The sequence below is a fragment of the Curtobacterium sp. KBS0715 genome (genome assembly GCF_005938005.2).
GTDB lineage: Bacteria > Actinomycetota > Actinomycetes > Actinomycetales > Microbacteriaceae > Curtobacterium > Curtobacterium flaccumfaciens.
The window spans coordinates 963,484-976,998 of sequence record NZ_VCCA02000001.1 but is presented as its reverse complement, the minus strand read 5'-3'; the positions used below and the strand labels follow the sequence as shown (position 1 = coordinate 976,998).

Below are 13,515 nucleotides of genomic sequence, written 5' to 3'. Positions count from 1 at the left end.
TAGCGCCAGGCACTAGTCGGCCACCTGGAGGTCCCCCACAAGTGAGCGGGCTGTTTGGAGGAGCGTTTCCACAGCTTCGTGCTCGCCGATCGAGATGCGGATGCCCTCTGGCGGGAAGGCCCGGACGATGATGCCGGCGTCCTCGAACGCGGCCGCCGCGGTGGCCGTCCGCTCGCCCGTCGGCAGCCAGAGGAAGTTGCCCTGGGCGTCGGGGACGTCCCAGCCCTGTGCCCGGAGCTCGACGACGATCCGGTCGCGCAGGGCCGCGATCTCGGTCACGCGCTCGAGCAGCTCGGCCTCGCGTTCCAGGCTGGCGAGCGCCGCTGCCTGGCCCTGGGCGGTCACGGACAGCGGGATCGCGCAGGCACGGACGGCGTCGAGCACGTAGTCCGGACCGAGCGCGTAGCCCACCCGGAGCCCGGCGAGCCCGTACGCCTTCGAGAAGGTGCGGAGGACCACGAGGTTGGGGTGCGCGGCGAGCAGCGGGTGGCCGTGCACGGCGGCCTCGTCCGTCACGAACTCGGCGTATGCCTCGTCGAGCACGACCAGCACCGACTGCGGCACCGCGGCCATGAACGCGTCGAACTCCGCGGCGGTCACGATCGGCCCCGTCGGGTTGTTCGGCGAGCAGACGAGCACCATGCGGGTGCGTTCGGTGACGGCCGCGGCCATCGCGTCGAGGTCGTGCCCACCGTCGGCGCGGTTCGGCACCTGCACGCTGGTGGCGCCGGCGACCGTGACGACGCCCGGGTACGCCTCGAACGAGCGCCACGCGTAGACGATCTCGTCACCGGGGCCGGAGGTCGCGCGGGCGAGTTCGTGCAGGATCGCGACACTGCCCGGGGCGACGTGCACCTGCTCGGCGGTCAGCCCGAAGCGGTTGGCCAGCACGGCGCGCAGGGCGAGGGCGGTGGCGTCGGGGTAGCGGTTGTACGAGGTCTGGGCCTGCACGGCCTCGACGACCCCGGGGAGCGGCGGGAACGGGTTCTCGTTGCTCGACAGCTTGAAGGCGGAGTCGGACGCCTGTCGCCCCTGCTTGTACGCGGGGAGGACGGCCACCTCGGGCCGGATGTGCACACGCTGCTCGCTCACGGGTTCAGGCTACCGGCAGGCCCACGGCACCCACGAGGGGAAGCGAGGGCATCATGGGCGCATGCGATTCCTCGTCCGCCTCGTCGTCAACGCCCTCGCGCTCTGGCTCACCACGCTGATCGTCAGCGGCGTCTCCGTCACGCCGTTCGGTGACGGCGGGACCACCGCGACCGTCCTCACCTTCCTGCTCGTGGCGTTCGTGTTCGGTCTCGTGAACGCGGTGATCGGCACGGTCATCCGGATCGTGGCGTTCCCGATCTACATCCTCACGCTCGGGCTCATCTCGTTCGTCGTGAACGCGATCCTGCTGCTCATCGTCGCGGGCATCTCGGACGCGTTCGGCTTCGGGCTCGAGGTCGACTCCTTCGGCTGGGGCATCGTCGGTGCCTTCGTGCTCGCGGTCTTCGCCTGGCTGATCGGGCTCTTCGCCCGCCCGGTGCTCAACCGCCAGCGGGCGTGACCCCGGCGGGCCTCGCGGAGGACCCCGCCCTGCGTCATGATGTGCTCATGACCCAGGACGTCGACGCCCCGTTCCGCGTCTCGTTCGTCTGCAGCGGCAACATCTGCCGCTCCCCCATGGCCGGTGTCGTCTTCGCGCAGATCGCCGCGGACGCCGGCCTCGCCGACCGGTTCCAGGTGGAGTCGGCCGGCACCGGTGACTGGCACGTCGGCGAACCCGCCGACGAGCGCACGATCGCAGCGCTGGCGGCGCGCGGATACGATGGCAGCAGGCATCGCGCCCGTCAGTTCGACCCGGACCGGTTCCCGGACCTCGACCTGGTGGTCGCACTCGACCGCTCCCACGAGCGCATCCTGCGTTCGTGGGCCCCGACCATGGACGACTCCGCCAAGGTGACGCTCCTGTTGCGGTACGACGCCGCCTGGCCCCAGCAGGCCGACGTGCCAGACCCGTACTACGCGGACCGGCACGAGTTCGACCGAGTGCTCTCGACCGTCGAACGGGCCTGCCGGGCGCTCTTCCACCAGCTCGAGCCGGCAGTCCGTCAGGGAGCCCCATGACCCCCCTTCCCCCGCAGCCGATCAGCCCGCTCGACGGGCGCTACTACCCGATCGTGCACACGGTGGGCGAGCACCTCTCCGAGGCCGGCCTCAACCGCGCGCGCATCGTGGTCGAGGTCGAGTGGCTCATCTTCCTGACCGACCACGCGATGTTCACCACCTCGCCGCTCAGCGTCGACGACAAGGCCGCGCTGCGCCGGATCGTCGAGACGTTCGGCCAGGACCAGATCGCGGAGCTCGCCGACATCGAGGCGACGACCCGGCACGACGTCAAGGCCGTCGAGTACTTCGTGCGCCGCCGGTTGTCCGAGCTCGGGCTCGACGCGATCGCCGAGCTCACCCACTTCGCCGCCACGAGCGAGGACGTCAACAACCTGTCCTACGCACTCACGGTGCGGGACACCGTCGACCAGGTCTGGCTGCCCGGCTTCCGCGCCGTGCTCGAGAAGCTCCGGACGCTCGCCGTCGAGCTGAAGAGCGTGCCGATGCTCTCGCACACCCACGGTCAGCCGGCCACCCCGACGACGCTCGGCAAGGAGCTCGCGGTCGTCGTCTACCGGCTCGAGCGCGTCCTCGCCCAGATCGAGGGCGGCGAGTACCTCGGCAAGTTCTCCGGCGCGACCGGCACCTTCTCGGCACACCTCGCCGCGGACCCCGAGGCCGACTGGCCCGCGCTGTCCCGCGAGTTCGTCGAGGGCCTCGGCCTGACGTGGAACCCGCTCACCACGCAGATCGAGTCGCACGACTGGCAGGCCGAGCTCTACGACCGGGTGCGTCACGCCAACCGGATCCTGCACAACCTGGCGACCGACGTGTGGACCTACATCTCGATGGGGTACTTCACCCAGATCCCCGTCGCAGGTGCGACCGGGTCGTCGACGATGCCGCACAAGATCAACCCGATCAAGTTCGAGAACGCCGAGGCGAACCTCGAGATCTCGTCGGCGCTCTTCTCGACGCTGTCCGAGACCCTCGTGACGAGCCGACTGCAGCGGGACCTGACCGACTCCACCACCCAGCGGAACATCGGCGTCGCGTTCGGGCACTCGCTGCTCGCACTCGACAACCTGCGCCGCGGTCTGGGCGAGATCGCCGTGAACGAGGCCAAGCTCGCCGACGACCTCGACCACAACTGGGAGGTCCTCGCCGAGGCCATCCAGACGGTCATCCGTGCCGAGGTCACCGCCGGACAGTCGAACATCGAGGACCCCTACGCGATGCTCAAGGAGCTCACGCGGGGCAAGCGGGTGAGCCAGCAGGACCTCATCGTGTTCGTGAACCGTCTGGACATCTCCGACGGCGCGAAGGCCCGGCTGACGAACCTGACGCCGGCGACCTACACGGGTCTGGCGGACGAGCTGGTCGACCACCTCGACGTCTGACGTCGAGGACCGACGTCCGGCGTCAGCCGACGCCGGACGGCGTCGGCTGACGTTCACGTGACACGCGACGCTCCCTCACGTAAGCTCGCGTCGGATGCTGGGGGGACCGCGACGTCGCGGAGCACGGAACCGGGTCCGCGCTGCACCCCGCTCGGGTGCTCGAACCGGAAGAACCCGTCCATGCGCCGTACCACCATCGTCACCGCCGCCGCGGTGACCGCGCTCGCAACCGCGCTCGTCGCCCTCCCGGGCGTCGCCACGGCCGAGAACGCGCCGAGCCCGACCCCCACCGCGTCCCAGCAGTCCATCACGGGCACGGTGGGCGAGGGCACCGCGGCGAAGGCTGCACCCCAGAGCCGCGCCGCGACGGCGGCCGGCACCGAGTGGGTCACCGCGGACGACCTCACCACCTGGACGAGCGGCGCCTTCCCGGCGACCTGGTTCACCACGGGCGGCACGCCCACCTTCGGTGCGAGCGGTGCGACGCTGTCGACCGGCACGCTCCTGGCACACACCACGACCGGCAGCGCCGCGACCGACCTCACCGACGTCCGCAGCACGGCGAAGGCGTCGCAGGACGGCCTGGGGCTCGGCACCGCCGACCTCATCGCGACCGGCGACGCGCGCTACGCGCTGGTGATCGACACCGCCGGTTCGACCGACAACGCCCCGGGCGACGGCGTCGTCCTGACCACCTCGGCCACCGGGCCCACCGCTGTCGACGGCACCTGGACCGCCACGCTGCCCGTCGGCACGATCGCCGCGGGCACCCCGGCGACCCTCGCCGCCTTCCAGGCCCAGTTCGCCGCGACCACGCCGGACGCCACGATCAACGCGTACGGCGCGCTGACGCTCACCGCCGCCGGCACGGTCACGGGGATCTCCCGGAACAGCGACGACACCTACTTCACCCCCGAGCCGACCGGCACGATCCGGGTGCAGACACCGACCACGTCGTCGTCGCTCCGCGACCCGGGCGTGCAGGTCACCGCGACCGGTTTCCTGCCGGGTGAGAAGGTGCTGCCCGCGATCCTGCTGCAGGACCTCGAGTACGTCGGTGCGGACCAGGTCCTCACCGCCGACGCGGACGGCAACGTCTCCGGGACCGTCACGTTCAGCTCCGACATCCCGGCCGGCGACGTCGCGTTCATCCTGAGCGGTGACGACAGCGGCATCCTGGTCAGCTTCGCCGTGACGGTCGTCGCCGACCCGACGACGCCGGGCACCGACCCCGCCCCGGTCGACGACCCCGCCCCCGTCGCGGTGCCGGTCCCGGGCAACGCGGCCTTCACCGGCTGACCCGCAGCACCGACCGAACCGACACCCACCGCGGTGTCCGACGGCGTCCGGCCAGTTCCACGCCGGGCGCCGTCGCCACGTCAGAACCGAGGAGCCGCACCGTGCCCCGACCGTCGTCACGACTCCGCCCCGGGCTGCTCGCCGCCGCCGTGGCGGTCGCCGTCGCCGCGGTGATCATCGTCCTGGCGCTGCGGCCGTGGTCCGCTCCGGCCGCCGCGCCCAGCCCGACGCCCTCGTCGGTCGCATCGAGCACGCCGACGCCCAGCCCGACCCGGGGACCGACCCCGACACCGACGCCGAGCGCCGCTCCGGTGGACGCGGTGCACGCGCCGGTGACGTCGACGGTCGCTGCGGTCCGTGGCGCGTCGATCGCGGTGCACGCCGAGCCCGGCGGCGCGGTCACGACCACCCTGCCGAACCCCCAGGCCTCCGGAGCCCCGCTCGTGTTCCTCGTGGTCGCGCAGCAGGACGGCTGGGTGCAGGTGCAGCTCGCGCAGCGTCCGAACGGCAGCACCGGCTGGGTGGAGGAGACGTCCGTCGACCTGTCAGCCGACCCGTACGCGATCGTCGTGACGAGGTCGACCAACACCCTCGAGCTCTACCGGGGCGGGAAGGTCGTCGACCGCTACCCCGTCGCGACCGGTACCGGTGGGACTCCGACCCCGACGGGGCACTTCGCGCTGACCGAGCTCCTCGCGCCGACCAACGCCGGGTACGGCCCGTACGCGTACGGCACGACCGCGTTCTCCGACGTGCTGAACTCGTTCGGCGGTGGTCCGGGGCAGATCGGGCTGCACGGCACCGATGACTCGTCGAGCATCGGCACCGACTCGTCGCACGGTTGCGTCCGCATGCACAACGCCGACATCACGGCGCTGGCGGAGCTCCTGCCGCTCGGCACGCCGTTCCAGGTGCGCTGACGTTCCAGGTGCGCTGACGTTCCGGGGGCGCTGACGTTCCGGGGGCGCTGACGTTCCAGGAGCGCTGACGTGGCCTGGAGGCACGGCGCGCGTCCGGCGGTGGGCGCCACCGTCTCAGGTGGTGACCTCCAGGGCGACGGCGACCAGCGCCTCCAGGACGGTGCGCACCACGGGCCGGACGGCACGGTCGGGGCGGACCAGTGCCTCGATGCGGCGTCCGGCACGGACGTCGGCGAGTTCCGCCAGGTGGAAACGCCCGGCGGCCCGCGTTCCCGACGTGTACCGCGGGACGAGTGCGATGCCGTGCCCTGCCGCCACCAGGTTCTCGATGACCGGCAGGTGGATCGTGCGGAACGCGACGCTCGGCGGGGTGTCCGTCGCCGCGGCCATCGCGTGCAGCACCCGGTCGATCGGGTACCCCTCCGGCACGCCGATCCAGCGTTCCCCGACGACCTCGTCGATGCCCACGCGTGCGCGGCCGACCAGGGCGTGCCCGGGCGGCAGGGCGACGTCGAGCGGTTCGCGCAGGAGCGGCACGGTGTCGACCGATCCCTGATCGGCCGGTCGGACGCCGTCCGACCGGTGCCCGACGACCACGTCGTGGTCCGCGGCGAGCGGTGCGAACTCCCCCTCGCCGACGTCCACGTCGACCAGGGTCAGCGCGATGCCGGGGTGCGCCTGCATCCGGGTGAGCACGCCGGGCAACAGCAGTTCGGCGGCGGACGGGAAGATCGCCAGGGACACCGGTCCGGTCGTGCCGCCGAGGTGTTCCTGCCAGGCGGCGTCCACCCGGGCGATGGCGGTCGCGACCCCGGGTGCCAGGCCGGCCAGGACCTGGCCGTGCGGGGTCAGGCGCACGCCGCGCCCGACGCGTTCGACCAGCGGGACCCCCACCTGCCGCTGCAGCGTCTGCAACTGCTGGGAGACGGCGCTCGGTGTGCGATGGGTGGCGTCGGCGACGGCCGTGACACTGCCACGCTCGGCGAGCTCGCGGAGGACCGCGAGCAGCTGCACATCGAAGTCGACCATGCAGGGACCCTACACCGTGCTTCGCGAAGGTTTCGATGGACCTACAACGTGCGGGCCGGGACGATGAGGAGCATGACCGCTCGTGACCGACTCTTCGCCGTCGTGGTGGCCGTGGTCTGGGGACTGAACTTCCCCGCGACGGCACTCGCGCTCGAGCACTTCCCGCCGTTCCTGCTCGCAGCGCTGCGGTTCACGATCCTGGCGGTCCCGACGCTGCTGTTCGTGCCGCGGCCGCGGATCCCGTTCGGGCGACTGCTGCTGGTCGGCCTCGGGCTCGGCGTGCTGCAGTTCTCGTTCCTGTACCTGAGCATGGCGTCCGGCATGCCGTCGGGGCTGGCCTCGCTCGTGCTGCAGGCCTCCGCGCCCTTCACGGTGGTGCTGGCCGGGGTGTTCCTGCGCGAGCGGCTGACCGGCCGGCAGGTCGTCGGGGTCACCGTCGCCGTGGCCGCCCTCGCCGCGATCGCCCTGCACCGCTCCCAGACCGCCGCGCTGCTGCCCGTCGTGCTCGCGCTGTGCGGTGCGCTCGGGTGGGCGATCGGCAACGTCGCGACCCGGCGGGCGGGCGCCGCGAACCCGCTGCACCTGACCCTGTGGTGGTCGGTCGTGCCACCCGTGCCGATGGCCGTGCTGTCGCTCGTGGTCGAGGGACCGGACCGCATCGGGGCCGCACTCGGCACCGCCTTCACGCCGACGGCGCTGCCGGCCGACCTCGGCCTGCTCTACATCGTGGTCGTCGCGACCCTGGTGGGCTACGGCATCTGGTCGCGGCTGCTGGCGACCTACCCCTCGAGCACGGTCGCGCCGTTCTCGATGCTCGTGCCGGTGGTCGGGGTGCTCGCGTCGTGGGCGGCCTTCGGCGAGGTGCCCGACCTGGTCGAGGTGCTCGCCGGCGCGGTCGTCGTGGCCGCCGTGCTGTGGTCGTCGCGTCCGGCGCGGGACCGCGGGCCACGACCGGGCCGGAACCCGGCGCCGGATCCGGCACCAGCTCCGGTCGACGGGGTCCCGGTGCCGGTGCTCAGCCCCGGTGCTGGCGGCGCTCCGCGATGATCCCGGCGAGCGCCCCACGCAGGTGCGGGTACCGGAACTCGTAGCCCGCCTCGGTCAACCGGGTCGGCACCACCCACCGGCTCTTCAGCACGAGTTCGGTCTCGGTGCGGATCGCGAACGACCCGAGTTCGAGCATCCACCGCCAGGTCGGTACCCCGAACCGGCGTCCGACGGCGTCGCGGATGGTCGCCATCACGGTGCGGTTGTCGGACGGGTTCGGGCTCGAGAGGTTCACCGGCCCCTCGATCTCCGGGTGGTCGCGGAGGAACCGGATGGACCCGAGGACGTCGGCGATGTGCACCCAGCTGAAGCGCTGCCGACCGTGCGTGGGCCGGTGGTGGTGGTACGTGCCGGCGCGGAGCCGGGAGCGCGTCGGCACCCACGGCCCGTCGTACTGCGGCCCGCCGAGGCCGGCCTGCGCGAGCCGGAGGAGCGGCAGCAGGGCGCTGCCGTCGCCGAACACGATCGCCATCCGGAGCGCCACACGACGGGTGCCGGGCAGGTCGGCGCCGAAGAAGGCGTCCTCCCACGCGCGGGCCACGGAGACCGAGAACCCCTCGCCGATCTCGCCGGTGGTCTCGTCCTGCGGGCGGTCGTCGGCGTGCCGGTAGATCGTCGCGGTCGAGGCGTTCATCCACAGCGGCGTCGGGTGCTCCGACGTCCGGATGGCCTCGGCGAGCTCGAGCGTGGTGTCCACCCGGGAGCGCATGATCTCCGCACGGTTGCGTCGGCCGTAGCGGCAGTTGACGCTCTTGCCCGCCATGTTCACGACCATGGCGGCGCCGTCGACGAGTTCCCGGATGCGCAGGGTGTTGCCCCACACCGCGTCGCCGGTCCGGCCGACGGTGACGACCCGGTAGCCCTCTGCCGCGAAGGCGTCCCGCAGGTACCGCCCCACGAAGCCGCTCGCTCCCGCGATCACGACGCGGCCCTTCTCGTCGCTCATCTCATCCCCGTTCTGTGTCCGGCGCGATCTCGTACCGGAACGCCCCCTCGTACCGGTACAGCGTGCCGAGCACCGGCGCGGTGAGCACCAGGGACACGCGCTGCAGGTCGGCTTCGTCATCGAATCGTTCTGCGCGCCCCGCTCGGCGGCAACGCGCCAGCGTTGCGCGGGGTGCGCCGGGCGAGCCTGCGAGCCCGGGTCACACGCCCGGGTACGAACCAGGCGCAGGGCGCCCGCGTCCGGGCCGTCAACGTCGACCCGCGCCCGCAGACGCGCGCTGACGCGCCCGCGGCGACCGAGGTGGTCGACCAGGCCGTCGGGTTCGGCGGTGATGGCGTCCACCATCGTGCGGGCTCCCGAGCGGAACCGGAAGGTGCGGTGCGCGCGGACGGCGGGGCGGGCCTCCAGGCCGGTGCCGGGTCCACGACGGACGCGAGCCGGGCGGTTCTCGACGGTGAAGGGCACGTCCCGTTCCCACACCGGGAACATGACGGCGTCGCGCGCGAACCACGCGAGGACCGGCCAGACCCACCGGCGCGGGGTGCCGACCACGGTGAAGACGCCCTCGCCGCGACCGACGTGTCCGGGCGGGACGGCAGCGAAGTACGTCCGGAGCCGGGGGTGCAGCCGGGCCAGCACCTCGGGTGGTGTGGACAGCTCGTAGGGCGACCGGCTCACGCTGACGATCCTGGCATGTCGTCAGTGCGGATCCCTACGATGTCGCACATGGGACACGACCACGGGCACGGCGTCGGGCACGCCTCGGAGCGCGCCCTGCTCATCGCGTTCTGCATCTCGGCGGGCATCCTGCTCGCCGAGGTCGTGGGCGCCGTGGTCACGGGTTCGCTCGCACTGCTCGTCGACGCCGGGCACATGGTCGTCGACACCGGCGGACTCGGCATCGGACTCGTCGCGACGCGGCTCGCCCGCCGGTCGCCGACCGCGCAGCGCACCTGGGGCTTCCAGCGGGCCGAGGTCCTCGGGGCCACCGCGCAGGCCGCGATCCTGCTCGCCGTCGGCGTCTACGTGATCATCTCGGCGGTCCAGCGACTCATCGTGCCGGAGGAGATCCACTCCGGGCCGCTGCTCGTCTTCGGCATCGTCGGACTCGTCGGCAACCTGGTGGCCTACGCGGTGCTGCTCCGCGCCTCGGGCGAGGGCTTCACCTCACGTGCCGCCCGGCTCGAGGTCCTCAACGACACCCTCGGGTCGGTGGCCGTCATCATCGCCGCGGTCGTGCTCATGCTGACCGGGTGGGAGCGGGCGGACTCCGTCGCCGCGATCCTGATCGGCCTGCTCATCCTGCCGCGGGCGATCCGGCTGCTGCGCGAGACCGCGAACGTGCTGCTCGAGTCGACGCCGCCGGGGCTCGACCTCGACGACGTGCGGGGCCACATCCTCGAGCTCGACCACGTCATCGCGGTCCACGACCTGCACGCGACGCTCGTGGCGACGGGGGTGCCGAACCTGACCGCGCACGTGGTCGTCGACGACCACTGCTTCTCGACGGCGCACGCCCCGGCGATCCTCGACGAGCTGCAGCGGTGCGTGGCGGAGCACTTCGACGTGCCGGTGGAGCACTCGACGTTCCAGTTGGAGCCGGCGTCGCACCGGCGGCACGAGTACGAGGTGCACGCGTAGGGTCGCGCGCTCGGGCGCCCAGCCCCGGTTTCGCGACGATCCACCAGGTGATCGACTCGTGGTCCGTCGCGGAACGGGTGGCCAGCGCCAGCGCCGGCGTCAGCAGTCGTCGGTGCGCGTGGGGTACGCCGTGATCACCCGGTCGGTGGTGGCCGAGACGATCACCTTGACGAAGGGCTCGTCGTCGGGGCGTGAACCGTCGTCGAACCGGACGGGTGCGGCGTAGCAGACCTTGCCGTCGCCGGCGTCGAGCGGGAACCCGGGGCGCGGGTCCTCGAGGGCCGTCTGCACCGCCGTGAGCATGGCGTCGTCCCAGTCGCGCGAGCCGTGCCCGGACACGACGTCCTGCCAGTCGGCGGTGTGCCGCACCCGGATGTGCTCGTAGCCCTGGGCAGCGGTGCCGCACTGCAGGGTGACGCGGCCCAGGGCCTCGGTCTCGTACTGCGCGACGGCCGCCTGGGTCGTCGTGTCGCACCGGCCGAGTGCCGTGCTGCCGGGCATGTCCGGCCCGGTGCGGGTGATCGTGACGGTGCCGTCGCCGGCGGCGGTCGGCGCATCCGCCGGGGTCCGTGAGGCCGAACCGGCGCCGATGGTCGGGTCGTCGGCACCCTGCCGTGCCGTCAGGAACAGCCCGCCGGCGAGGAGACCGGCGGCGACCACGGCCGCGATCCCCGTGATCACGGGACGGTTGCGGTTCCGGGGCACGTACCCAGTATGCCGGGAGTGCGTCCGCACGACGGAACCGGGTTCCGGACACGGCACCGCGCGATCGCGTGGTCCGGTGTCCGGAACCCGGTTCGGGGAGGCGACGGGCGGACGCCAGGCCCGTGGCGCGTCAGGCGCGCGCGGCCAGTCGGGTGCCGGCGACGACGGCCAGGACGGCGACGAGCACGACGTACCCGATCAGGACGGGGAGCGTCGGGATCACCAGCAGCGCCGCCCCGACGGCCACGACCGGCACGGTGAGCCCGGCGTAGGCGATGAGGAACGTGGCGGCGAGCACGCCGCCCCGACGCTCCGGCCCGACCAGTGCTGCGGCACTGCCGATCGCGGCGCGGAACAGCAGGCCGACCCCGGCGCCCGCGACGACCCCGCCGCCGATGAACCCGGCGACCTGCAGCAGGACCGCGGCGACGGCCAGGACGACCAGCCCGACGACCAGCAGCACCATGCCGAGCCGGATCTGCGCACGCTGCGACAGCCGGGCGAAGACGATCTGCGAGAGCGCGCTCGCGGCGAAGACCCCGAAGGTCGTGGCCCCGGCGGCCAGGCGGTCGGTGACGTGGAAGGTGGTGCCGAGGAAGCTCGGCGCGACCGAGGTGAAGAGGCCCTGCACGGCGAGCGCGGCGAACGCGGCTGCACCGGCGGCCCAGAACGCGGCACCCTGTCCCTCGGGAGCCTGCATGCGCTGCGGGCGGTAGGCCACGGGCTGCTCGGGGCGGCCGACCGTCTCCGGTGCTGCGAGCACCAGTACGAACGCGACGGCCAGCGCGATCACGAACACCACGTACGGGACCATGAGCGGCTGCCCGACGAACTCGGCGAGCGCTCCACCGACCAGGGCGCCGAGCGACAGCCCACCGAGGTTCACCGCCCCGGCGGCGACGCTCGCCCCCTTCGCGGAGTCGCTCGACCCGGTCGCACGGACCCGGAGCTCACCGAGGTGCGCCGTCGCGGTCGCCGTCAGCGTCCCGACACCGAGGCCGGTCACGAGCCGGGCGACGATGAGGCCGGTGACGTCGTTCCAGAGCAGGAACAGCACGGCGGCGACCAGCTCGAGGGCGATCGACACCAGGATGAGCGGGCGCCGCCCGTGCACGTCGCTCAGGTGTCCCGCCAGGTACAGCGACCCGACGACCCCGACCCCGTACGCCGCGAAGATCACGGTCGTGGTGAAGGTCGGGAACCCGTCGCGGGCCTGGTAGATGACGTAGAGGGGTGCTGGGACGGTCGCGAAGGCCATGACGGCGAGGAACGCGAAGGCGACGACCCAGAAGCCGAAACCGTGGCGCCGACGGGTGTGGACACGGCGTCCGCGCGGGGCGACGACACGGTCGCTCGCGGATGCGGGAGCGGCGGTGGTGGCGGGGACGGTGCCCGTCGGGGTGTCGGTGACGGTTGACATGCTCCGATAATCGCGCTCGGTGTGCATCGAGTCCAACGGATGCGCTTGATGTGCACGATCGATCTGTTCGATACTCGGACGATGGAGACCCGACTGCTCGAACAGTTCGTCACCGTCGCCGCCGAGGGCAGCGTCACCCGCGCGGCCGAACGACTCTGGGCGGCGCAGTCCACGGTGTCCGCGGGCATCGCATCGCTCGAGCGCAGCTTCGGGGTGCGGCTCTTCGACCGCACGGGCCGGCAGCTCGTCCTGACCCCCGCCGGCGAGGACCTGCTGCCCCACGCCCGCGCGGTGCTCGAGTCCCTCGACCGGATGCGCGACCTGGCCACCGCCGACGACGCCGACCTGCGGGGCCGGGTGCGGCTCGGCATCTTCACGAGCATGGACATCGTCGACCTGACGGGCGTGCTGCAGCGGTTCCGACGGCAGCACCCGCTCGTCGCCGTGGAGCTGATGACCTCGCCGTCGGGGACGACCGGGCTCGTGCAGGACCTGGTCGCCGGGCGGCTCGACATCGCCTACACGGGCCTGCCCACCGTGCCCGCCGGCGTCGTCGTGGAGCCGTTGCGGGAGATGCCGTTCCGGGTGTTCACCGCGTCGGACCACCCGCTCGCCGGCCGGTCGTCGGTGTCGCTCGCCGAACTCGCCGATGAACCCTTCGTCGACACGGCGCACGGGTTCGGCAACCGGATCATCCTCGACGGGGCACTCGAGCGCCTCGGCATCCGGCGGCGCATCGTCGCGGAGATGAACGACATGCCCGCCGTGATCCGGTTCGCCTCGGCCGGCCTCGGTGTCGGGGTCGTGCCGGACTCGGGGGTGCGGTACGACGGTGCGGTGCTCGACCTGGAGGACGAGGTCGAACCGCTCCGCATCGGTCTGGCGGTCAGGACGTCCCCGGAGCCGAGCCGCGCGGTCCGGACGCTGGCACGCGACATCGTGGCGGCGCGGGTGGGGTGACGCGGCGTCGGTGGGTGGACCCCACCGACGGACTGGAGGCACGGGTCGGGTCCG

The 13,515-nt window shown here is 72.6% G+C and carries 13 protein-coding genes and 1 pseudogene; 8 read left to right on the top strand and 6 right to left on the bottom strand.

Annotated features, from left to right (window positions below):
* Window positions 1-12 precede the first annotated feature (12 nt).
* A complete protein-coding gene (locus FFG40_RS04815) occupies window positions 13-1,092 on the bottom strand; it encodes a histidinol-phosphate transaminase (protein WP_071246258.1) in 1,080 nt (359 codons plus the stop codon).
* Between the two features lie 61 nt (window positions 1,093-1,153).
* Here FFG40_RS04815 and FFG40_RS04810 point away from each other — a divergent pair, with 61 nt between their 5' ends.
* The 5 genes from FFG40_RS04810 (at window position 1,154) to FFG40_RS17365 (ending at window position 5,713) form a co-directional block, all read left to right on the top strand.
* Window positions 1,154-1,552: a phage holin family protein gene (locus tag FFG40_RS04810; RefSeq protein ID WP_027464967.1), complete on the top strand. Its 399-nt coding sequence runs from the start codon at window positions 1,154-1,156 to the stop codon at window positions 1,550-1,552.
* A 47-nt stretch (window positions 1,553-1,599) separates the two neighbouring features.
* Complete coding sequence (locus tag FFG40_RS04805) at window positions 1,600-2,112, top strand: low molecular weight protein-tyrosine-phosphatase (protein WP_017886476.1); 513 nt, start codon at window positions 1,600-1,602, stop codon at window positions 2,110-2,112.
* A complete protein-coding gene (gene purB / locus FFG40_RS04800) occupies window positions 2,109-3,494 on the top strand; it encodes an adenylosuccinate lyase (protein ID WP_111053913.1) in 1,386 nt (461 codons plus the stop codon). Before FFG40_RS04805 ends, purB begins: the two co-directional genes overlap by 4 nt.
* Window positions 3,495-3,674: 180 nt before the next feature.
* Entirely contained in the window at window positions 3,675-4,793 is a 1,119-nt protein-coding gene (locus FFG40_RS04795; protein WP_138802427.1) for a hypothetical protein, read from the top strand.
* Between the two features lie 101 nt (window positions 4,794-4,894).
* Window positions 4,895-5,713: a L,D-transpeptidase gene (locus FFG40_RS17365; RefSeq protein ID WP_313900833.1), complete on the top strand. Its 819-nt coding sequence runs from the start codon at window positions 4,895-4,897 to the stop codon at window positions 5,711-5,713.
* 114 nt (window positions 5,714-5,827) lie between these two features.
* Here the strand turns inward: FFG40_RS17365 and FFG40_RS04785 are convergent, their stop codons facing one another.
* Window positions 5,828-6,742, bottom strand: a complete 915-nt coding sequence (locus FFG40_RS04785) for a LysR family transcriptional regulator (RefSeq protein WP_138802426.1) — start codon at window positions 6,740-6,742, stop codon at window positions 5,828-5,830.
* 72 nt (window positions 6,743-6,814) lie between these two features.
* Here FFG40_RS04785 and FFG40_RS04780 point away from each other — a divergent pair, with 72 nt between their 5' ends.
* Window positions 6,815-7,789, top strand: coding sequence for an EamA family transporter (locus FFG40_RS04780; protein WP_138802425.1), 975 nt, complete (start codon window positions 6,815-6,817; stop codon window positions 7,787-7,789).
* Here FFG40_RS04780 and FFG40_RS04775 read toward each other — a convergent pair.
* The gene (locus tag FFG40_RS04775) at window positions 7,758-8,735 is read right to left on the bottom strand and encodes an epimerase (protein WP_138803428.1); all 978 of its coding nucleotides are present in this window, start codon (window positions 8,733-8,735) and stop codon (window positions 7,758-7,760) included. The genes FFG40_RS04780 and FFG40_RS04775 overlap by 32 nt on opposite strands.
* A 303-nt stretch (window positions 8,736-9,038) precedes the next feature.
* Window positions 9,039-9,374: pseudogene (locus tag FFG40_RS04770) on the bottom strand (DUF4166 domain-containing protein); the annotation flags it as partial.
* Window positions 9,375-9,461: 87 nt separating this feature from the next.
* On the opposite strand from FFG40_RS04770, the gene FFG40_RS04765 reads away from it, so the two are divergent.
* Entirely contained in the window at window positions 9,462-10,376 is a 915-nt protein-coding gene (locus FFG40_RS04765; RefSeq protein WP_138802424.1) for a cation diffusion facilitator family transporter, read from the top strand.
* 99 nt (window positions 10,377-10,475) lie between these two features.
* On the opposite strand, the gene FFG40_RS04760 is transcribed toward FFG40_RS04765, so the two are convergent.
* Entirely contained in the window at window positions 10,476-11,081 is a 606-nt protein-coding gene (locus tag FFG40_RS04760) for a hypothetical protein (protein ID WP_138802423.1), read from the bottom strand.
* A gap of 130 nt (window positions 11,082-11,211) precedes the next feature.
* Window positions 11,212-12,501, bottom strand: a complete 1,290-nt coding sequence (locus tag FFG40_RS04755) for an MFS transporter (protein WP_138802422.1) — start codon at window positions 12,499-12,501, stop codon at window positions 11,212-11,214.
* Between the two features lie 81 nt (window positions 12,502-12,582).
* Between FFG40_RS04755 and FFG40_RS04750 the strand changes: the two genes are divergently transcribed.
* Entirely contained in the window at window positions 12,583-13,461 is an 879-nt protein-coding gene (locus tag FFG40_RS04750) for a LysR family transcriptional regulator (RefSeq protein WP_027464977.1), read from the top strand.
* Window positions 13,462-13,515: the final 54 nt, after the last annotated feature.